Raw genomic sequence first — 19,437 nt, forward strand, 5'->3', positions numbered from 1 at the left:
TCCTCTCCATGCCGTTGGCATTCTTATTCTTCGTTGTGTCCATTGGCGGCATGGCAGGGGTGATTCTCGGTCTACTCGCCGCACTTGTCATCGCCATGGCATCCCGTCGGCACGAGTCGCGCCATGGGCGTCTCGCGCGAACGCGCATGGCCGCAGACCTGCCGTTCGCCATCGAGCTCATGGCGGCATGTCTGCGTGCTGGGCGTCCCCTGGGCTCGGCCGTCGACTCGACGGCATCCGCGGTCGGCGGACCTCTGGCCGAGCGGCTGACCAGTGTGAGCAGGCGGCTGAGCCTGGGGGCCGACGCCGCCGACGCCTGGCGCGAGCTCGGGTCCGAGCCCGCGCTCGCCGAGCTGGCCAGAGGAATGGTCCGCGCCGCCGACAGCGGAGCACCGACGGCCCGCATCCTCACCCGTCTGGCAGACGACACTCGTCGTACGGCACACGCCGCAGCCCTGGCCGCCGCCCGTCGGGTGGGCGTCTACGCCGTGGCGCCCCTCGGGCTGTGCTTCCTGCCGTCGTTCGTGCTCTTGGGCATTGTCCCGGTCGTGGCCGGCTTGGCTTCACAGATCGTGCTGCCCTAGCGTCGGCGATTCCCAGGGCGCACATGAACAGCCTTTCTTTAAGCGCTGCTCGGGGTGGCGCTGAACCTCTCCTGGTGTCTTCTGGATTCACCAGCGACTCTGCGATGAACCCTCCTGGGTTCAGAGTGCTTCGAGTGCCCACGGCACGACTTTCTGCTGTGAGGCGAATATTCACAGAAGCCTCATCCGCAAAACGTGATTTCTCCAGAAATGGCAGGTCGTTGGTGCGTCAGGAGTGAAATGGGCCTGGTATCGATTGCTTCTCTCAGGCATCTACTTGATCTGGCGAGAACCGCTTATATCGGTCGGTTGTATCCACAGATTCGAGGCTCGGGCGGCGCCCTCATCGAGTTATCCACAGAATCGCGTTCGGCCGCTCGCGGGTTCAGCAGTTCCACCATTCTGGGTCTTCCATTCACCGGGCGGCCACGCCCGGTCGATCAACAGGAGAAAATCATGCACAAGCAGATCTCACACGTGAATTCTCGTGCCATGCGGCCCACCGCCGCCCTCGTCGGCCAAGCCTTGGCATCCGCATGTCCGCTGCGTGCAGCCTCGACGGCTCGTGGCCGGGGTCGTCCCGTCGACATGTGGATGGTCATCGGGATGGTCCTGCCGACAAGGCCGAGCGCGCCCACCCCGTCGGTCCACCGGGCCCGCCTGCTCGGCGCCGCCGCCATCCGGATCCTGCGGCGCCTCGTGGCCACCGCGATTCCCGCGACAGGGGCACCCGACATCGCGGCTCACCGCGGCTGTGGGACACAGTCGTCGATTCGCGGCCACGCCAAGCATGGGCGTGACAGGGGCATGTCCACAGCGGAGTACGCCGTGGGCACCATCGCGGCATGTGGCTTCGCCGCTCTCCTGTTCAAGATCGTCACTTCGGAGGAGGTCCGTACCCTGCTCGTCGAACTGATCAAGCGGGCCTTGAGCGTCGCCGGCTGATCGACGCGATCACACCATTCGCCAGAAAGCTGCCGCTATGAGCCAGGTCTTGGGATCCCCATGCCTTCCGTCGTTGCGGGCGGTCCTTCGCTCGCGGGGCTCGATCACCGCTGAGACCGCTGCGGTCCTACCGGTCATCGTCGTCGTGCTGGCCGCGTCCCTCTGGATGATCGCCATCGTCGACGGGCAGCTCCGATGCGTTGACGCCGCTCGAACCGGCGCGAGGGCCGCAGCCCGCGGCGAGAGCCCCGATCAGGTGCGCCAAGCCGTCGCCTCATCGCTCCCGTCCGGCGCACACGTGGTGGTCACCCGTGATGGTGGAGCCGTCCGTGTGGAGGTCGCATTCAAAGTTCGCCCGGAATGGGGAAACGGCTTGCCCGGCATCACGGTGCGGGCCACGGCGGTGTCCGCCGCTGAGCCGGGGGAGCCGGGGGAGCCGGGGGAGCCCCATCAGATCCCCCCGAGGAGACCGTTGCCTTCAGGCGACGGAAATCGGGAGCGGGAGGGCCGCCAAGGCCCGACCGTGCATTGACCTGACGGGTTGGCGCATCAGAGATCTCCGTTCGCCGGTGCGTTAGATGGATGGTGCTGTTGTGATTAAGAGCATCCACGGGGCAGGGCTTGCCCTTCGCCGGGCTATGGAAGCGGCCGAGTGAGCAGCCGCCTTCTTCAGGAGGCGGAGGAGTCACAGTGCCTTTTCTGCGGGGCCTTGGCGGTTCGATCGCCTTGAGGCCACGCCTCCCCTCGATCCAGACGGCCACAAGGAGATGGCCACAAAGGAACGCGATCGGCTGAAGATCGTGCGTGTGTTCGTACGGCGTTTCGCCTGGCGGCGGAATGCCTGCCCCTGCCCTGCTCCGCAGGGGTCCGATCCCTCCCCGCCTGAAGGCGGGGGTTTCTTCGGAGGTTTCTGATGATGTCTGGGGAGCAGACGAAGGCCCTATCCCGCCTGGAGCGCGGATCGGTAACCGTGTGGGCGCTGACGGTCATCGCCCTGATCATGCTTGTGACATATGCGGTGGTCGTGGTCGGCATGGTCCGCGTCGCGCGTCATCGGGCGCAAGCGGCGGCCGACCTCAGTGCGCTGAACGCCGCGAGAGTCTTGCTTGCTGACCACGCCCATGCGTGCCGGGAGGCGACGACTCTGGCGCACGCCAACGGGGCCGTGCTCCAGCGGTGTGATGTGACCGATGAAACCGTTGATGTGCGCGTCGCTATACGCACGACTCTGCCTCTACGGGGTGTCGGCCTGCACGTCATCACAGCACGCGCGAGAGCCGGTCCCGCCGAGGCATCACGAGCGTTGCCCACGCCTCAGTGACCGACCGGCTTCCGCGAAAGCCCCTATACGACCAACCGCTCTCTCGGGCACCCCCTCGTGTCGTTAGTAGCAACACCACCAGCGGATCGTCTCGACGGTCACGGCCAAAAAGCGCGGCGGGCTGCGCGCCAAGCGCCGCGCCCTGACCTCATGCACCACTCCAAGGGGCGCTGCCCGGGCCGGTTGAGGGGGATTGGGGGTGGGGCCTGCCTGATGGGGGCGGTGTGTTCGGAGTCAGGGCAGCAGGATGTCCAGGAGTTGCAAGGCGCCGGCCTTGTCGAGGGGGTCGTTGCCATTGCCGCACTTCGGCGACTGGATACATGAGGGGCAGCCGCGTTCGCATTCGCAGCTGGCGATGGCTTCGCGTGTCGCGCGTAGCCAGTCGGCGGCACGGGCGTATCCCCGTTCGGCGAAGCCGGCTCCGCCTTGGTGGCCGTCGTAGACGAACACGGTGAGAAGGCCGGTGTCGGGGTGGAGTTCGGTGGAGACTCCGCCGATGTCCCATCGATCGCAGGTGGCGAAGAGAGGGAGGAGCCCGATGGAGGCGTGTTCTGCGGCATGGGCCGCTCCGCCGAGGTGGAGGCCGGTTTCGGCGAGCTCGGAAACCCGGGAGGGAGGCAGGGTCCACCAGACGGCGCGGGTGCGTAGTGTGCGCGGCGGGAGGTCGAGCGGTTCATCGCCGAGCATCTCTCCGGTCTGGAGTCTGCGCTTCAGATAGGAGATGACTTGGCGGGTCACCTCGACTTCGCCGAAATGAAGGTGCCCATGCCCGAGCGGGTGGGATCGCAGCGTGGACAGGACGGTGATGTCGGTGACATCGCGTGCGTAGGTGGAGTAGTCCGGCTCGCCGGAGGTCAGCAGGGCGATGCCTGTCTCCAGGTCCAGCTCTTTGACCAGGAAGCTCTCGCCTTGGTGCACATAGACCGCGCCTGTGTGAACGGAGGTGTGCGCGGATGACTCGTCCACTGTTCCAAGGAGACGCCCTGTCGTCTGTTCGACGAGTTGGATCAGTTGTCCTCCGCCGCCACGGATGTCGGCGAGGTCGGTGGCTCGCTCGCGGCTGGTCCAGAACCACCCGGAGGCTCGACGGCGCAGCAGGCCCCGGGCCACCAGGTCGTCAAGGACTGCGGGGGAGCTGGGTCCGAAGATGGAAAGGTCGTTGTCGGTGAGGGGGATCTCCGCCGCCGCCGCGCAAAGGTGAGGCGCGAGAACATAGGAGTTGTCGGGGTCGAGGACGATGCTTTCGACGGGCTGGCCGAACAGCGCCTCGGGATGATGCACAAGGTAGGTGTCGAGGGGGTCGTCTCTCGCGATGAGCACCGCGAGGGCGTCCTGTCCCGCGCGCCCGGCTCGCCCGGCCTGCTGCCATAGAGACGCGCGCGTGCCCGGCCATCCGGCGATCAGCACGGCGTCCAGCCCGGAGATGTCGACGCCGAGTTCCAAGGCGTTCGTTGTGGCGAGCCCGATGAGAGTGCCGGTCCGCACGGCCTTCTCCAGTAGTCGCCGGTCCTCGGCCAGATACCCCGCGCGATAAGCGGCGACCTTGTTCGGCAGATCCCGGAGGTCGTCGTCCAGCGTGAACTCACCCGACGGGCTGCTCCCTGCCAGGCTGTCGTTCTCCCGGTCGCCGGGTCCGATTTCCGGGACGGCGGGTCCGCCGTCGCTGGGCTCCTTTACCGGAGTGGCGGACCTGCTGTTCCGGTTGTGCTGGTGGCTTTCCGGGGCGGTAGGGCCGCTGTCGCGGTCGTCGAGTCCGATTTCCGGGATAGCGGGTCCGGTGTTGCGGTCGCCGGGTCGGCTTTCTGGAGTGGCGGGTCCGCCGTTGTGGTCGCCGGGTCGGCTTTCTGGGGCGGCGGGCTTGTTCTCCCGGTTGCCGGGCGCGGGCTCCTGGCCATGGGGCGCGGCTTCATGGGCGGGGGCGCTGGGCTCCTCCGACGGAGAAAGTGGGTGCCTGCGTGAGGGAGAGGTGGTGTTGCGGGTCCCCTGTGTGTAGGGGGTCGTTGTTTGGTTTTGGAGTGGCCGAGGTGCTGAAAGAGGCTGCTCGGACAGCGTTGAAGAACGTGAAGGGGGGAGAAGATCGCTGAGTTTCGCGCGTGCGGTCATGGCCACCGTTTCGGCACCGCGGCGCGAGCGCACGAAGGCGAGGGTCCTGACGTTGGCGGCGACGAGGTCGGCGAGGAGATCGGCGGTCTCGGCGGCGGCGGTACGCCGTACTGGAGCCCCTCCTTCGCCCCGCAGATCGGTCAGAGGGGGCTCCCAGAGGGCAAAGGTAGTGGCGCCCCTCGGTGAGGTGTCGGTCGTCACCTCGACCGTTTCAAGCCCTGTTAGGCGGGTTGCGGCGATACCGGGATCTCTGGCGGTCGCGGAGGCGAGCATGAAGACGGGGCGCGAGCCGTACTTCGCCGTGACTCGGCGGAGGCGGCGGAGGATCTGGGCGACGTGGGATCCGAACACGCCGCGGTAGCCGTGGCACTCGTCGACGATGACCATGCGGAGGCGGCGCAGGAAGGTGGACCACTGGGCGTGGCGGGGCAGGAGATTACGGTGGACCATATCGGGATTGGTCAGCACGTAGTTTGCGTGTTGCCTGATCCAGGCGCGCTCTTCGAAAGGTGTGTCCCCGTCGAAACACGCCGCCCGCAGCGGTGGCATGTCAAAGGCGCGCAGTGCTCTGAGCTGGTCGGCGGCGAGAGCCTTGGTGGGGGTGAGATAGAGAACGGTGGCCCCGTCGAGCACTTCGGTGATTGCCGGCACCAGGTAGGCAAGGGTCTTTCCCGAGGCGGTGCCAGTGGCAATGATCACGTTTTGGCCACGGTGCGCGTGCTCGGCGGCCTCCAACTGGTGGGGCCAGAGGCCGAAGACCCCCAAGTTCGCCATACGCGTAATGACGAACTCGGGCGTCCAGGCGGGCCAACGGGCTTGACCAGCTTGACGTGCTGGAACGTGCTCCACGTGCGTCACGCGCTTCCGGCGTGCGGGAACGGCGAGCAGGTTGCCGAGTAGGTCATCTGCTCGATGCGGAGTCGAAGCGGAGGAGGTCACTGGTTTCCAGTCTGTCATCCGGGGGCAGAGTCGCCGGGACTCGTGATTTCGTATAGACACTGAGGCAGACCGTGGTTGAATGCCGCGCGTCGGGGTCTTGTTATTCCGGGGTGACCAACCCCAGATTGCCAGGCCCGCAACTGTACTTTCGCAGGCAAGGCGCTGGAGGATCTGTGGATCTGAAGTTGGACCACCACACCGAGGACGGGCTCACCACAGTTGACGTCGAGGGCGAGATCGACGTCTACACCGCGCCACGACTTCGTGAGCTCCTGATCGACCTGGTGAACAAGGGTAACTTCCACCTGCTGGTCAACATGGAGAAGGTCGACTTCCTCGACTCGACCGGCCTGGGTGTCCTGGTAGGCGGACTCAAGCGTGTGCGCGCGCACGACGGGTCACTGGAACTCGTCTGCACACAGGAGCGCATCCTGAAGATCTTCCGGATCACCGGACTTACGAAGGTCTTCGGGATCTACGCTTCCGTGGAAGAGGCCAGGGAAGCTCACGGCCGAGACAAGTAGTCATGGCCACCGTCGAGCTGACGTTCAGTGCCCTACCCGCCCACGTGCGCACGGCCCGCTTGGTCGCCACGGCGATCGCCCGGCGCACAGGCGTGCAGGAGTCCCTGCTGGACGAGGTGCGGCTCGCAGTCGGTGAAGCATGCTCAAGGGCAGTGGAGGCACATCGACTGCACTGCCCGAGCGAGCCCATCCGCATTGAGCTGTCCGATGACTCGGGACGGTTCGAGGTGGTCGTCAGCGACTCCGCCCCCAATGAGGAGTCGCCGATCGAGGAGCCTTCCCAAACGCTCCACCTGGGCGACGAGGCATCTTTCAACCTGGTGCCGGACAGTTTCATGTCGGGATTCGGCATAGCTGTCATCACCGGGTTGGCCGACGACGTCGAGGTCTACCCCGGACCCAAGGGAATGCGCATTCGCATGAGCTGGCCTGCAGCCGCCACTGCGGCCAACGGGCTGACCCCCGCCTGAAACCAGGATCATCACCCCCAACGACCAGTGAGCTCCCGCTCACGACTGAGCTCCTGCTCACGACGCAGACCGCTGCCGGGCGAAAGCCGTACGGCATACGGAGTCGAACGGCGACGCCGGCATTGGCGCATCCCATGCCAATACCGGCGTCGCCGGGTGTCGTTTCCAGCCCTTTCGATGGGCTGCCCGCGCTCTCTCCGGGAAATCGTCGAGGTGAGCATCCGGGGCGGCGGCCGTCCGGCTTTGATCTTTCGCCGCTGCGCGAGGCGCCGTCGGGCTGCTGTGTCGCGGGATGCGTGGTTGCGGGATGCGTGCAACTGCCCAGGACCGCTGTAACGAGTCCCGATGCCAGCGCACTTCACGTGTTCTGAGAGGGCCTTGCGGAGATCCGTACGGTCGCCGTCAAGGCCGTATACCTGCGGCCCTCGGGCCAGTGGGCGATGATGTTGTCGCGTTCGGCCAGCCGCCGCCAGAGTGCCGACCCGCCCGCGTAGACGCCGGTGGGCACCAGGTTCTGGCCGCGGGGCCAGCCGAAGCCGCCGTCGACCAGGCCGTTGTACATGGGCCAGCTGGAGGATGCCGTGGTCTGTGTGAACGCTCTCGACGCTAGACACTATCTAGGACCAAATCGGTCCTAGATATATCAATAGTCTGGTCACCATGGCTGATTCTGTCGCCCGGCTCCTGACCCTGCTCTCGCTGTTGCAGTCTCCCCGGGAGCGGCCGGGCAGCGAACTCGCCGACCGTCTCGGAGTGACCGATCGGACAGTGCGGCGTGACATCGACCGGCTGCGCGGCCTCGGTTACCCGATCGAGGCGACCCTGGGCACTCTGGGCGGCTACCGCCTCGCAGCCGGACAGGCGATGCCTCCGCTCCTGCTGGACGATGAGGAGGCGGTCGCGGTTGCCGTCGGGATCCGCGCCGCCGCAGGGATGGCTGTGGACGGGCTCGGGGAGGCTTCGGCACGGGCACTGACCAAGCTCACCCAGGTCCTCCCGGCGCGGCTGCGGCAACGTGTCTCCGTGCTCGCAGCGGCGACGATGCCGGTGATCGGGGACGACCCGCAGGTCGATGTGGATGTCCTGACGGCTCTGGCGGGGGCGATAGCCCGCATGGAGAAGGTCCGCTTCGAGTACCGCTCGGCAGACGGTACCGAGACAAGGCGCCTTGCGGACCCGGTCGGTCTCGTCGCGCACCGGCGGCGCTGGTATCTGGTCGCGTTCGATGACGATCGCCGGGAATGGCGGACCTACCGAGTGGACCGGGTGAGCGAGCCGCGCCCGACAGGGATGCGCGCGTCTCCGCCCGAACTCCCGGCGGATAGCCCTGCGGACTACGTGGCCGGGCGTCGCTCCGACTGGGGCACTGTGGTTCACCAGGTCGAGGTGACCTTCGACGCGCCGCTTTCGGCGGTGGTCGGCCGCCTGGGAGACGGCCCAGCCGAAGTACGAGCAATCAACGCCAAACAATGCCGCATGACCGCCGAACGGGACGATCCCTTGCCGTGGCTGGCTGAGCGGATGCTCGCGCTCGGATGTGAGTTTGAGGTCCACTCCCCACCTGAGCTGGCCGAAGTCCTCGCAGAACTCGGTACCCGGGCGACGCGGGCGGCACGCAGCATCCGACCTGTATGACGAGCAAGCGGTTCAGTCGGCGGCGCGAAGCGAGAACCGGCCGATTGCCGATATTCGCCCCGGGAGCCGCCGCGCGGGGCGCGATCTCTGGGTTGGCGCCGGCGGCCAGTGCTGTTCCCGCCCCTGACGACCGATGTGCGGCGATCTTGGGGACGGCTCTGATGTAACCGGAGGCGCGGCAGGCTCCAGCAGAGGGGAACCGTGCTCGCCTGGTGGGCGATGGCGGGGTGCCTTCCGAGGGTGGGCGACCATCGGGCGCGGCGCTCGGGCTTGGGTGTTGGTTGGGATTCGAGCAGGTTGGTGCTGATCGATTCCCGAGCGGGGTGGCCGGCCAGGTGCGGGGCCGGCGCCGTACGTGGGGGTGGGATGGGTGGTTGTGGTGGGATCTGGGGGAATATGAGATGGGTTATGGGCCAGGTGGAATGTAGATAAGAGTGCAACCGAATAGTGGTGACAATGGGGTTGCCGTTTTCCCTGTGGATGCCACGGAGGGGCAATAGCCAGGTCAATTCTCGGCAGTTGCTCGATGTAGGGCCAATTCAGCAAGTTCAGAGGCTTCATATCCGCCGCGACGCTGCGTAGACTCCCCGGCACCGGCCAAGGTTTGTCCCGCGGAGCGGCGAAGCAGGCCCGCGAAGGCCCTGTGGGGCGTGTGTCCCGCAGTGCGTCGAGGGTCTGGTCGATCGTCACCACGCAGGCGGACGCAACTGGAAGCGGCACAGCCAAACACCCGGATGTGCGCCGCCCGATCCAGTCTCACGAGAAAGCTCCGCCGCGCCGTCCGGGCAGGACGCCAATCCGTCTTGCCGAGGAGAAGTATGTCTGGGCCTTATCTCTCCGCTGCGGATCCGACAGCGGTAACCCTGAGCGGTGGCCACCTGACGATTGTCGTGGTGGTTGCCGCAGTGGCTCTGCTCGCCCTAGCCGTTGCCGGCGGCCTGGTGCGTGAGGTGCTCGCTGCCGGCCAGGGCACCGAGCGCATGCAAAACATAGCCAAAGCAGTTCAAGAAGGTGCTGCGGCTTATCTTACCCGGCAGTTCCGCACGCTCGTGCTGTTCGTCGTACTGATTCCGTTTTTGCTTCTCTTGCTGCCGGCCGACACGACCGGTGTCGCGATCGGCCGTTCGCTGTTCTTCGTGGTCGGAGCGTTGTTCTCGGCGCTGACCGGCTTCATGGGGATGTGGCTGGCCGTCAGAGGAAATGTTCGTGTCGCCGCCGCCGCCCGGCAGTCGGGGGAGAAGGCGGCGATGCGGATCGCCTTCCGCACCGGTGGTGTGGCGGGCATGTTCACGGTCGGGCTGGGCCTGCTGGGCGCCGCGGTCGTGGTGTTGATCTACAAGGGCGACGCGCCCGCGGTACTGGAGGGATTCGGCTTCGGCGCGGCGCTGCTGGCGATGTTCATGCGTGTCGGCGGAGGCATCTTCACCAAGGCCGCCGACGTGGGCGCCGACCTGGTCGGCAAGGTGGAGAAGGGCATCCCCGAGGACGATCCGCGCAATGCCGCCACCATCGCCGACAACGTGGGAGACAACGTCGGCGACTGCGCGGGTATGGCGGCGGACCTGTTCGAGTCGTACGCGGTCATGCTGGTGGCCAGCCTGATCCTGGGCAAGATCGCGTTCGGCACGGAAGGTCTGGTCTTTCCGCTGATCGTGCCGATGGTCGGTGTGATCACCGCGATCATCGGCATTTTCACGACGTCGCCGCGTTCGGGCGACCGTTCAGGAATGACCGCGATCAACAGGGGATTCTTTATCTCCGCGGCCATTTCCGCCGTGCTGGTGGCGGTGGCGGCCTACCTCTACCTTCCGGGGAGCTTCGCCGAGCTGACCGATGTGAGTCCGGCGATCGCGGCGCTGGACTCCGACCCCAGGCTCATCGCGATCGGGGCCGTGCTCATCGGCCTGGTGCTGGCGAGCGCGATCCAGATCCTCACCGGATACTTCACCGAGACCCATCGGCGTCCGGTGAGGGAGATCGGCGAGAGCTCGCTGACAGGGCCGGCGACGGTGATCCTGTCGGGCATCAGCGTCGGCCTGGAGTCGGCGGTCTATTCGGCGCTGCTCATCGGCGGTGCGGTCTACGGCGCGTTCCTGCTCGGGTTCGGCAATGTGACGGTGGCGCTGTTCGCCGTCGCGCTGGCCGGCACGGGGCTGCTCACGACGGTCGGCGTGATCGTGTCCATGGACACGTTCGGTCCGGTGTCGGACAACGCCCAGGGCATCGCGGAGATGTCGGGTGACGTCGAGGGGGAGGGGGCGCGTGTCCTGACCAACCTCGACGCGGTGGGCAACACCACCAAGGCCATCACGAAGGGCATCGCGATCGCGACGGCCGTGCTGGCGGCGACCGCGCTGTTCGGGTCGTTCCGTACGGCGGTGGAGACCGAGCTGGGCAGAGCCAGTGAATCGGTGAGGGAGGCGCTGGGATCGTTCAGCACGTTCAGCCTGAGTGTGGATTCGCCGAACACCCTGGTCGGCCTGGTCGTGGGCGCGGCGGTCGTGTTCCTGTTCTCGGGTCTGGCGATCATGGCGGTGGGCCGGGCCGCGGGGCGTGTGGTGCTGGAGGTGCGTGACCAGTTCCGCCGCAAGCCCGGGATCATGGACGGCACGGAGCAGCCGGAATACGGCAGGGTGGTGGACATCTGCACCCGTGACTCGCTGCGGGAGTTGGCCACTCCGGGGCTTCTCGCGGTGCTGACACCCATCGCGGTGGGGTTCGCCCTCGGATACGCGCCGCTCGGGGCCTATCTGGCGGGCGCGATCGCGACGGGCACCCTCATGGCGGTCTTCCTGGCCAACTCGGGCGGCGCCTGGGACAACGCCAAGAAGCTCGTCGAGGACGGCCACCATGGCGGCAAGGGGTCGGAGGCGCATTCGGCCACGATCATCGGTGACACGGTGGGCGACCCGTTCAAGGACACCGCGGGCCCGGCCATCAACCCGTTGATCAAGGTCATGAACCTCGTGGCGCTGCTCATCGCCCCGGCGGTCGTGGCGAATGCCGACAACGTGGCGCTGCGGATCGGCATCACCGTGGTCGCCGTCGGCATCGTCGTCGGCGCGATCGTCTTCTCCAAGCGCCAGTCGGCCAACGTGGCCCCTGCGGGGAACAGCCGGCAGGAGCGCACACGCGAGCCGGTAGGCGGCTGACCTTCTCGGAAGCGACGTCTCGAAAGTGAGGTCTTGGCACGCGTGGCCTGCGGCGGGATGACCGCCGCAGGCCACGCGCGCATGCCACGGCTCGTTTCCGGGGCGGCCACCCCTGGTGGGAGACTGGCCGAGTGGTACGGCACAGCACAGGAGGCGCGCAGTGACCGAGCCGGAGCGACCCTCGGGCGGGAAGACGCTGGGGCTCATCCTGCTGGCGATGTTGGTGATCCTTGGAGCCCTGGTGGCGCTCGCCGTGTGGGCGTCGAGAGGAGCGTGACGGCATGGCCATATTGGTCGTGTTGCGGCATGCCAAAGCGGCCACGGTGCCGGGGCTGCCGGATGTGGACCGCCCGTTGACGCCTCGGGGCGTGCGTGACGCGGAGCGTGCCGGCCAGGCGCTCAAGGTTCGCGGCGTGGCGCCCGACCTGGTGGTGTGCTCCCCGTCGACGCGGACCAGGCAGACGGCTGAGCACGCTCTCGCCGTACTTTCGCCGGAGGCGCGGGTGGACTTCGAGCGGGACATCTACAACGCCTATCCCGATGATCTTGTCGATCTGCTCCGGCGCACCGACCCCGAGGTGGGCACGCTGGTGCTGATCGGGCATAACCCGGGCGTGCACGAGCTCGTGATGGGCCTGACCGGTGTGGAGGACGACCAGGCGTTCAAGCCCGGTTCGTTCGCCGTTCTGGAGACCGATGTGGCGTGGGCGCACATCGGGCCGGGCGACGGCCGTGAGGTGGCACGGTGGGGTCCGAGGGACTGAACCACTCACGCTGACCAAGCCCCCCGCAAACACTCGACCACGGCATACGTCAGGGCTTGGGGGGTTCGATGCGCAAGATCGTGGATGCGCTTCGAGCCGGCTATGCGCTTCCTTCACGGCCCCCGTGGACCTATGGGCTGGTCTGCGGACTGGCGATCGGCGTGCCGCTCCTGATCGGGGCGATGCTCAACGCGCCTCATGAGGGTGCGAGCGTAGCGCTCGGCGCCTACCTCGTGGCGTTCGGCGACGCCTCGGGCATACCGTACGGCGCGCGATCACGCCGATTGCTGGCCATGACGGCGTTCGTCACGGCAGGCGTGGGCATCGGGGCGCTGATGCGTCCGGTGCCGTGGGTCGCGGTCGCGGTGATCGGCGCGTTGGCCGCGCTCAGCGCGCGGTCGACCTGGGTCGGGCTGCCTCCGGTGCTCGGCATGGTGATCGCGTATTTCGGGGGCACGAGCCCCGGCGCCGCGATGCTGCTGCCGCTGACGGCGCTCGGCGGGCTCGTGCTGTCGGCCGCGGTGCTCGCACCGTGGCCCATGCGCCGGATGCGGCCGCTCCGCGAGGCGTTCGCCACGGCCTTCGAGACGCTCGCGGACCTCGTCGAGGGAGGCACGGGCACCCCGCTGCCCGACGCGCGCTGGGAGCCGCTGCGGCGCGCGGCGTCGGTAGCGCTCGACGACGCCCGTACGGCGTACGCCTACTACGGCTATCCCGTCGCGGCGGTCGACCGTGCGCCGGGCCTGGTGCTTGAGGCCCTGGTCCGTGTCTTCGACGAGACGGTCGCGCTGCGGAGCCTGCGGCAGGCGGCAGGGGAGGCGGTCAGGAGTACGGCATGGCCCGAGGAACTGGACCGGGCCCTGTCGGCGCAGGCCCGGGCGCTTCGGGCGACGCCGCTCGGGGGCGGCTCCGAGTGCGCCGCCGAGGCGATGGCCGCCGCGGCGGGGTTCGCCGAGCATGTGGAGTCGGTGCGTGAGCAGGCCCTCGCCGGCGAGGAGAGGCTGTCGGCGTCGGCGATCCTCGGGCAGGTGCGGCGATCCGTGGAACGCCTCACGGTGGCCGTGCGTGCGGCGTCGGCGCTGTCACTGGAGAGCGCGAGACCGGCCCCGCGCCTGCCGAGGTTCTCGCTTCCCGCGTGGCCGCGGTGGGAGCAGGGACTCGGGGCCCATCCCGTCCGGCTCGGGGCGATCACGGCCCTTGCCATGGCGCTCACCATCCCCATCCACAGCCACCTCGGCAAGTGGTTCGTCATTACCGTCCTGGTCAGCCTGCGGCCCACCTACGGGGACACCGTCGACCGGGTGACCCTCCGCATCGCGGGCACGACCCTTGGTTCGGCCGCCGCCGCGGTCGTCCTCGTGCTGGCCCCCGGCTCCTACACCCTCGCGCTGATCGTGTTCGTCTCCGCCTCGATCGGGTTCGCGCTGCGCGGCGTGAGCTACGGATACTGGTCGATCTTCAGCACGCCGCTCGTCATGCTCCTGTCGAACTACGCGGTGCCGCTCGGGTGGGAGGCGGCCGAGATCCGGGTGATCCTGACCATGGCCGGAGGTGTGCTCGCGCTGCTCGGAGCACGGCTTCTCTGGCCCCGAGGCGAGAGGGTACGGCTGCCGCTCAGGGTGGCCGACATGCTCGACGCCCACGCGGCGCTCGCGCGGGCGCTCGCGGGACAGCGCCTCGACGGCTTCGACGACCTGGTGGACGTGGCGGGACGAGCGGCCGACAAGGTCGGCGAATCCCTTGACCGGCTCGCCAAGGAGCCCGGCGGGCAGCCGCCGGAAGCCCTCAGGTCGGCCCTCACCTATGCCGGGCGGGTCAGGGACGACACGCTCACGGTGGCGGCCGTGCACCGGGTCAACGAGGCGGGGTCGGCGCGGGCGTCCGGCCTGTTGGACGCGGTGGCGGACCGGCTGTTCGGGCTGGCTCACGCCGTACGGACGGGGGAGCGGCCGGCGGCGGCCGACGACCTGGACGAGGCGCTGGAGGAAGTGGCGAGCCGGGTCGGCGCGCTGGCGAGGCTGCGGCGCGGCGAGGTGGAGTCGGGGCGGGCCGAGCAGATGACGCCGGTGCGGCGGGAGTTTCTCTTCATCGCCGCCGCCCACCCGGCGCTGCGCACCCTCGCGGTCGACGCGGTCAAACTGTCGGCCGCGGTCGAGAGGGGGGTGCCGGCCGGGCGGGGCCGGAGAAGGCCCGGCCGCGTCGGAGGGGCGGCCGGGGGCTCGGTGAGCTGAGGCGGCGGGCGCCTCAGCGGGCGTCGGTGACGCCGTCTTCGGCGTCGGCGGCCTCGACCTCGTCGCGTGAGATGCCGAGGAGGTAGAGGATCGAGTCGAGGTAGGGGACGTTGACGGCGGTGTCGGCGGCCTGCCGCACCACGGGTTTGGCGTTGAAGGCGATGCCGAGACCGGCCGCCGCGATCATATCCAGATCGTTGGCCCCGTCGCCGATCGCGACGGTCTGGCTGATGGGGATGCCCGCCTGTTCGGCGAAGCGGGTCAGGGCGCGGGCCTTGCCGGGGCGGTCGACGATCTCGCCGACGACACGGCCGGTGAGCTTGCCCTTCGAGACTTCCAGGGTGTTGGCCGCGGAGTAGTCGATGCCGAGGTCTGTGACGAGGGAGTCGGTGATCTGGGTGAATCCGCCGCTGACGATCGCGAACTTGTAGTCGAGGCGCTTGAGGGTGCGCACCAGGGTGCGGGCTCCGGGGGTGAGGACGACTTCGCTCTTGACCCGTTCGAAGATCTCCTCGGGGAGCCCGGCGAGGAGGGACACGCGCTCCCGGAGCGACTGCGCGAAGTCCAGTTCGCCGCGCATGGCGGCGCTCGTCACCTTCTCGACCTCGTCGAGGCATCCGGCGTGCGCCGCGAGCAGTTCGATGACCTCACCCTGGATGAGGGTCGAGTCCACGTCCATGACGACGAGCCGCTTGGCCCGGCGGGACAGCCCGGAGCGCTGTACGGCGACGTCGACCTGCTGAGCGGCGGCCTCGATGGCGAGCTCGGCGCGCAGGGCGTCGGGGTTGGCCCCGGAGACGGCGAGCTCGATGGACGTGACGGGGTAGTGGGCGAGCCGTTCGATGCGGTCGATGTTGGCGCCTGCGGCGGCGATGCGCCCGGTGATGCCGGCCATGGCTGCCGGGGTGAGGGGCGCGCCGAGCACGGCGATGTGCAGGCGTCCGCGTCGCCGCTTCTCCTTGGCCTGGGAGCCGGTGGAGAGCTCGACCTCCATGCCGAGGTCTTCGGCGACGCGATCGATCGCGCTCCAGAGCGCGCCGAGGGTGCTGCCCGTGCCGGTCGGGGCGCCGCCCGCGTAGGCGACGAGCACACCGAGTGTGAGGCGGCCTCGGATGACGACTTGTTCGACGTCGGCGACGCTGACGGGGAACTCCGCCAGGACCGAGAAGAGGCGGGAGGTCACACCCGGCCGGTCGGGGCCGGTCAGGGTGATGAGGAGCGTGCGCTGGTCCACAGAATCCCAGGCTAGTGGGCGCCTCGGGCAGGCGGCATAGGAGGTTCGCGATTCGGACAAGTTTCCGGGCTGCGGCCCTGGTCGGACAGGAGATCGCGGCGGGTGTGGTGGTGAAAATCACGTTGGGGGCGGCGGGGCGGTGCCGTACGGCAATGCGGGAGATGTGCCCTGATGTGGGAAAACCGTGGGGATTTAGGAACTCGGCAGCCCCGCGAGCCTCGTGCGCGGACTCGACACCGTCACCCACATCAGCATCGAAAGCGGTGCCCTTTCCCTTGCCGACCTATGGGTTCAGGGGATTTCCACGGTCATGCCGCTGCGCTATTTGAACGAAGGAATGCTGGACGTGATGGTCCGCGGTCAGGGGCCTCGGCTGTCCTGCTTGAGGCCGGGGTGCTCCTCGGTTTCGCCGCGGTCATGGGACTCGTGGCCGTGAAACCGTTCCGCTGGGACGACATCTGAGACATTTATCAAGTCCCCCCTCCGAACTCCTGTCTGAAATCCGCTTGCCGAAAGCCGCTTTCGCGAAACGCTTTCAGAAGGCGGTGCCGGAAACGGCTCTCTGAACGTGCCGAACGCCCGGCCATCGCGTGGTGGCCGGGCGTTCGCCGTACATGCGTCAGCGGGTGATCGCGGTCTTCACCTTCTTGCTGAAGAACCACGACTTGATGCCGGCCGCGTCGAGCTCCTCCTTGCTGAGGGTCTCGGAGCCGGTCGGGAAGTCGTAGGCGACCACTCCGAGCTGGGCCCGCGCGTAGCCGCGGGTCGTCTTCTTCAGGCGCACCTCGATGTCGAGCCATTCCTTGTCGCCGACCTCGGCGTAGTACGGCGAGGTGCAGAAGAAGGCGTTGTCCTCGAACTCGCACTCGGTGTCCTCGGGGCCGTCCCACCGGACCGTGCTGCCGATGCCCTTGGGCAGAAGGCCGCCGACGTAATAGTTGTCCGCCGTGTGCGGGCCGCGGTTGACCGCCGTGATGCGATAGGTGATTTTGCTGCCGGCGCGGACCTTCTTGGGCGCCTTGACCGAGACGGCGAAGGTGGAGTACGGCTCGGTCGCCTTCGTGGCCGCGGCGGCGGGCGCGGTGACCGTCGCCGAGGCCGGGGCCGCCGTGAGGGCCATGGCGCCGGCCAGGGGGGCCGCGAGCACGAGCGACGCGATTTTCTTCAGGGGGGAAGGCATGGGGTTTGCTCCAGAAAGCGGGGAACGGGAACGCTGCGGTGCTCCCGTAAAGTTTGCATGTTCTACCACGATCTAGGATGACTAGTAAAACGAATTGCTATACACCACATCTCATATGACTTGTCACATATGGTCACCGGCAGGCTCAAAAGCATGTCGGCGGCGCGCGTCGCGCTCCAGCCGTGCGTACCGGCGTTCCACCGTCTCCCAGGCGGGCGGCCGAGAGCGGATCTCGTCGGAGGCGGCGTCTATGGTGTGGGGGTGACTGCGCAGGGGGACAGCACGGACGGCCGTGCCGGCGTCGGTGACACCGACGCGGCGCTGCACGCCGTCAGCGCCGCCGTGCTCGCCGTCACGCGCCATCTATCGGTGCGCGAGGTGCTCCAGGTCATCGTGCGCTCGGCGCGTCGGCTGCTCAACGCCCGTTACGGCGCGCTGGGCGTGCCCGACGACGACGGCTCCTTCGCCGAGTTCGTGGCCGAGGGCATCAGCGAGCGCCAGTGGCAGGCGATCGGCCCGCTGCCGAGGCAGCACGGCATGCTGGGCGCGATGCTGCGCGAGGGAACGGCGATCCGGCTGCCCGACATCGAGGAGGACGCGAGGTTCGACGGCTGGCCTCCAGCCCATCCTGTGCTCAAAGACTTCCTCGGTGTCCCGATCCGCGACGGCGACCAAGTGCTCGGCATCGTCTTCCTGGCCGACAAGCGGGACAAGGGCGGGTTCACCGAGGCCGACGAGAAACTGTTGACGCTGTTCGCCGCGCACGCGGCCATCGCGCTCACCAACGCGCGCCTCTACGAGCGCTCCCGGGAGCTGACCCTCGTCGAGGAGCGCAAGCGCATGGCGCGCGAGCTGCATGACGCCGTGACCCAGAAGCTGTTCTCGCTGCGCCTGACCGCCCAGTCCGCGGGCGAGCTGCTCCGCGTCGACCCCGAGCGCGCGGCCGTCGAGCTCGACCGGGTGCAGCGCCTCGCGGGCGAGGCGCTCACCGAGCTGCGCACCGTGATCGTGGAGTTGCGTCCGGCCGAGCTCGCTCGGCACGGGCTCGTCGAGACGTTACGTAAACACGTCAACCTGCTCGACGTCCTGCACCCGGCGTGCGTGGTCTTCGACTCCGGGCCGATCGGCGCGGTCGAGCCCGAGGTGGAGATGGCCGTGCTCCGCGTGGCTCAGGAGGCGCTGCACAACGCGCTGCGGCACTCCGACGCCACCACCGTCGAGGTGGGCCTCGTGAGTGAGGGCGGCAGGCTCACGCTTCGGGTCCGCGATGACGGCAGGGGATTCGACCTCGAGGCTGCGGCGAGCTGCGGGCTCGGGCTGGCGTCGATGTCTGACCGGGCGGCCGCGGTGGGCGGCCGGGTGCGGGTCGAGTCCGAGCGGGGGAAGGGCACGTCGGTGCGCATGGAGGTCGAGTTCCGTTGATCCGGGTGCTGGTCGCCGACGACCATCCGGTCGTCCGGCAGGGGCTGCGCACGTTCCTCGGGCTCCAGGAGGACATCGAGATCGTCGGTGAGGCCGCCGACGGGGCCGAGGCCGTCGCGCTGACCGAGAGCCTCGGACCCGACGTGCTGCTCCTCGACCTCAAGATGCCCGTGCTCGACGGGCTCGGCGCGCTCAACGCGCTCAACGGGCAGGCCCCGGGTGGTGGTTCGGGCACACGCGTGCTGGTGCTGACCTCCATGAGCGACTCGGGCGACGTGGCTCCCGCGATGCGCGCCGGCGCCGCCGGCTTCCTCTACAAGGATGTCGAGCCTCAGGCTCTCGTCCAGGCGATCCGCGCCGTCCACGGCGGTCAGGTGCTACTCGCGCCGCAGGCGGTCGAGGCCGTGCTGACTGGCACGCCGCCGCCCGCGGGCGGGCCCGGCGCGGTCGGCGGGCGCCACGAGTGGCCGCTGACCCCGCTCACCGACCGCGAGCGGGAGGTGCTCGGGCTGATCGCGCGGGGGTGCTCCAACCGTGAGATCGCCCGCGAGCTGAGCGTCGCCGAGAAGACGGTCAAGACGCATGTGTCCAACGTGCTGATGAAGCTCGGCGTGCATGACCGCACCCAGGCCGCGCTCTATGCCGTACGGCACGGCCTGGGCTGACGGCTCCCCGCCCGCAGGGGACGGCGACGGCACTCTGCGCGTGTGGGACCCGCTCAAGCGCAAGCAGATCGGCATGGCGAAGAAGGCGCGCAAGGGTGGCGTCTACTCGGTCGCCGTGGTCGTCCTGGAAAGAAAGACCGTGGTGATCTCTGCAGGTAAGGAGAAAAAGATCAAACTTTGGAACCTTAAGGCGGGGTCTCCGACATCCTGAGGCTGCGGCACAAGCCTGTGTTGCGGCGTATTGTGTGGTCCCACTTCTAGCTCAACT

At 68.3% G+C, this 19,437-nt stretch carries 17 protein-coding genes; 13 read left to right on the forward strand and 4 right to left on the reverse strand.

Going from position 1 to position 19,437, the window contains the following annotated elements; genetic code table 11:
* The first annotated feature begins 50 nt into the window (after positions 1-50).
* From BLQ73_RS05410 to BLQ73_RS05425, 4 genes are all read left to right on the forward strand, one after another.
* Positions 51-584, forward strand: a complete 534-nt coding sequence (locus BLQ73_RS05410; protein WP_245690813.1) for a type II secretion system F family protein — start codon at positions 51-53, stop codon at positions 582-584.
* Between the two features lie 456 nt (positions 585-1,040).
* Positions 1,041-1,529: a DUF4244 domain-containing protein gene (locus BLQ73_RS34830; protein WP_338056595.1), complete on the forward strand. Its 489-nt coding sequence runs from the start codon at positions 1,041-1,043 to the stop codon at positions 1,527-1,529.
* A gap of 37 nt (positions 1,530-1,566) precedes the next feature.
* Positions 1,567-2,061 carry a TadE family type IV pilus minor pilin gene (locus BLQ73_RS30990; protein ID WP_143020136.1) on the forward strand — a complete coding sequence of 165 codons (495 nt, stop codon included), beginning with the start codon at positions 1,567-1,569 and terminating at the stop codon, positions 2,059-2,061.
* 381 nt (positions 2,062-2,442) lie between these two features.
* Positions 2,443-2,850 (forward strand): Rv3654c family TadE-like protein, encoded by a 408-nt coding sequence (locus BLQ73_RS05425; protein WP_218125633.1) that lies wholly within the window; start codon positions 2,443-2,445, stop codon positions 2,848-2,850.
* Positions 2,851-3,084: 234 nt separating this feature from the next.
* On the opposite strand, the gene BLQ73_RS05430 is transcribed toward BLQ73_RS05425, so the two are convergent.
* Positions 3,085-5,652, reverse strand: coding sequence for a DEAD/DEAH box helicase (locus tag BLQ73_RS05430; protein ID WP_245690814.1), 2,568 nt, complete (start codon positions 5,650-5,652; stop codon positions 3,085-3,087).
* 413 nt (positions 5,653-6,065) lie between these two features.
* On the opposite strand from BLQ73_RS05430, the gene BLQ73_RS05435 reads away from it, so the two are divergent.
* Together BLQ73_RS05435 and BLQ73_RS05440 are read left to right on the forward strand one after the other, a co-directional pair.
* A complete protein-coding gene (locus tag BLQ73_RS05435) occupies positions 6,066-6,416 on the forward strand; it encodes an STAS domain-containing protein (RefSeq protein WP_093168889.1) in 351 nt (116 codons plus the stop codon).
* A gap of 2 nt (positions 6,417-6,418) precedes the next feature.
* Positions 6,419-6,886, forward strand: coding sequence for an ATP-binding protein (locus BLQ73_RS05440; RefSeq protein WP_093168891.1), 468 nt, complete (start codon positions 6,419-6,421; stop codon positions 6,884-6,886).
* 358 nt (positions 6,887-7,244) lie between these two features.
* On the opposite strand, the gene BLQ73_RS05445 is transcribed toward BLQ73_RS05440, so the two are convergent.
* The gene (locus BLQ73_RS05445) at positions 7,245-7,448 is read right to left on the reverse strand and encodes a hypothetical protein (protein ID WP_218125634.1); all 204 of its coding nucleotides are present in this window, start codon (positions 7,446-7,448) and stop codon (positions 7,245-7,247) included.
* Between the two features lie 98 nt (positions 7,449-7,546).
* On the opposite strand from BLQ73_RS05445, the gene BLQ73_RS05450 reads away from it, so the two are divergent.
* From BLQ73_RS05450 to BLQ73_RS05465, 4 genes are all read left to right on the forward strand, one after another.
* The gene (locus BLQ73_RS05450; protein ID WP_093168893.1) at positions 7,547-8,521 is read left to right on the forward strand and encodes a helix-turn-helix transcriptional regulator; all 975 of its coding nucleotides are present in this window, start codon (positions 7,547-7,549) and stop codon (positions 8,519-8,521) included.
* Between the two features lie 818 nt (positions 8,522-9,339).
* The gene (locus tag BLQ73_RS05455) at positions 9,340-11,673 is read left to right on the forward strand and encodes a sodium-translocating pyrophosphatase (protein ID WP_093168895.1); all 2,334 of its coding nucleotides are present in this window, start codon (positions 9,340-9,342) and stop codon (positions 11,671-11,673) included.
* Positions 11,674-11,954: 281 nt separating this feature from the next.
* A complete protein-coding gene (locus BLQ73_RS05460; RefSeq protein ID WP_093168897.1) occupies positions 11,955-12,437 on the forward strand; it encodes a SixA phosphatase family protein in 483 nt (160 codons plus the stop codon).
* Positions 12,438-12,505: 68 nt separating this feature from the next.
* The gene (locus BLQ73_RS05465; protein ID WP_093168899.1) at positions 12,506-14,668 is read left to right on the forward strand and encodes an FUSC family protein; all 2,163 of its coding nucleotides are present in this window, start codon (positions 12,506-12,508) and stop codon (positions 14,666-14,668) included.
* Positions 14,669-14,681: 13 nt separating this feature from the next.
* Here BLQ73_RS05465 and serB read toward each other — a convergent pair whose 3' ends face one another.
* Together serB and BLQ73_RS05480 are read right to left on the reverse strand one after the other, a co-directional pair.
* Positions 14,682-15,902, reverse strand: a complete 1,221-nt coding sequence (gene serB / locus BLQ73_RS05470; RefSeq protein ID WP_093168901.1) for a phosphoserine phosphatase SerB — start codon at positions 15,900-15,902, stop codon at positions 14,682-14,684.
* Positions 15,903-16,521: 619 nt separating this feature from the next.
* Entirely contained in the window at positions 16,522-17,082 is a 561-nt protein-coding gene (locus BLQ73_RS05480; protein WP_093168905.1) for a DUF11 domain-containing protein, read from the reverse strand.
* Between the two features lie 261 nt (positions 17,083-17,343).
* Between BLQ73_RS05480 and BLQ73_RS05485 the strand changes: the two genes are divergently transcribed.
* From BLQ73_RS05485 to BLQ73_RS05495, 3 genes are read left to right on the forward strand one after another with little or no spacing between them, the layout of a single operon-like run.
* On the forward strand, positions 17,344-18,504 hold the full coding sequence (locus tag BLQ73_RS05485; protein ID WP_245690815.1) for a GAF domain-containing sensor histidine kinase: 1,161 nt from the start codon (positions 17,344-17,346) through the stop codon (positions 18,502-18,504).
* A complete protein-coding gene (locus tag BLQ73_RS05490; protein WP_093168907.1) occupies positions 18,501-19,169 on the forward strand; it encodes a response regulator in 669 nt (222 codons plus the stop codon). The genes BLQ73_RS05485 and BLQ73_RS05490 overlap by 4 nt, the downstream gene beginning before the upstream one ends.
* Positions 19,144-19,380 (forward strand): WD40 repeat domain-containing protein, encoded by a 237-nt coding sequence (locus BLQ73_RS05495; RefSeq protein WP_093168909.1) that lies wholly within the window; start codon positions 19,144-19,146, stop codon positions 19,378-19,380. The genes BLQ73_RS05490 and BLQ73_RS05495 overlap by 26 nt, the downstream gene beginning before the upstream one ends.
* The last annotated feature ends 57 nt before the right edge of the window (positions 19,381-19,437 follow it).

It is taken from the genome of Sinosporangium album (assembly GCF_900100605.1).
Classification (GTDB): domain Bacteria; phylum Actinomycetota; class Actinomycetes; order Streptosporangiales; family Streptosporangiaceae; genus Sinosporangium; species Sinosporangium album.

Excerpts from the sequence above, each read along its gene's own strand:
- BLQ73_RS05465 (WP_093168899.1), top strand. The coding sequence starts at position 12,506 with ATGCGCAAGATCGTGGATGCGCTTCGAGCCGGCTATGCGCTTCCTTCA.
- BLQ73_RS05425 (WP_218125633.1), top strand. The coding sequence starts at position 2,443 with ATGATGTCTGGGGAGCAGACGAAGGCCCTATCCCGCCTGGAGCGCGGA.
- BLQ73_RS34830 (WP_338056595.1), top strand. The coding sequence starts at position 1,041 with ATGCACAAGCAGATCTCACACGTGAATTCTCGTGCCATGCGGCCCACC.
- BLQ73_RS05480 (WP_093168905.1), bottom strand. The coding sequence starts at position 17,082 with ATGCCTTCCCCCCTGAAGAAAATCGCGTCGCTCGTGCTCGCGGCCCCC.
- BLQ73_RS05450 (WP_093168893.1), top strand. The coding sequence starts at position 7,547 with ATGGCTGATTCTGTCGCCCGGCTCCTGACCCTGCTCTCGCTGTTGCAG.
- BLQ73_RS05455 (WP_093168895.1), top strand. The coding sequence starts at position 9,340 with ATGTCTGGGCCTTATCTCTCCGCTGCGGATCCGACAGCGGTAACCCTG.
- BLQ73_RS05460 (WP_093168897.1), top strand. The coding sequence starts at position 11,955 with ATGGCCATATTGGTCGTGTTGCGGCATGCCAAAGCGGCCACGGTGCCG.
- BLQ73_RS05410 (WP_245690813.1), top strand. The coding sequence starts at position 51 with ATGGCAGGGGTGATTCTCGGTCTACTCGCCGCACTTGTCATCGCCATG.
- BLQ73_RS05445 (WP_218125634.1), bottom strand. The coding sequence starts at position 7,448 with ATGTACAACGGCCTGGTCGACGGCGGCTTCGGCTGGCCCCGCGGCCAG.
- BLQ73_RS30990 (WP_143020136.1), top strand. The coding sequence starts at position 1,567 with ATGAGCCAGGTCTTGGGATCCCCATGCCTTCCGTCGTTGCGGGCGGTC.
- BLQ73_RS05440 (WP_093168891.1), top strand. The coding sequence starts at position 6,419 with ATGGCCACCGTCGAGCTGACGTTCAGTGCCCTACCCGCCCACGTGCGC.
- BLQ73_RS05495 (WP_093168909.1), top strand. The coding sequence starts at position 19,144 with ATGCCGTACGGCACGGCCTGGGCTGACGGCTCCCCGCCCGCAGGGGAC.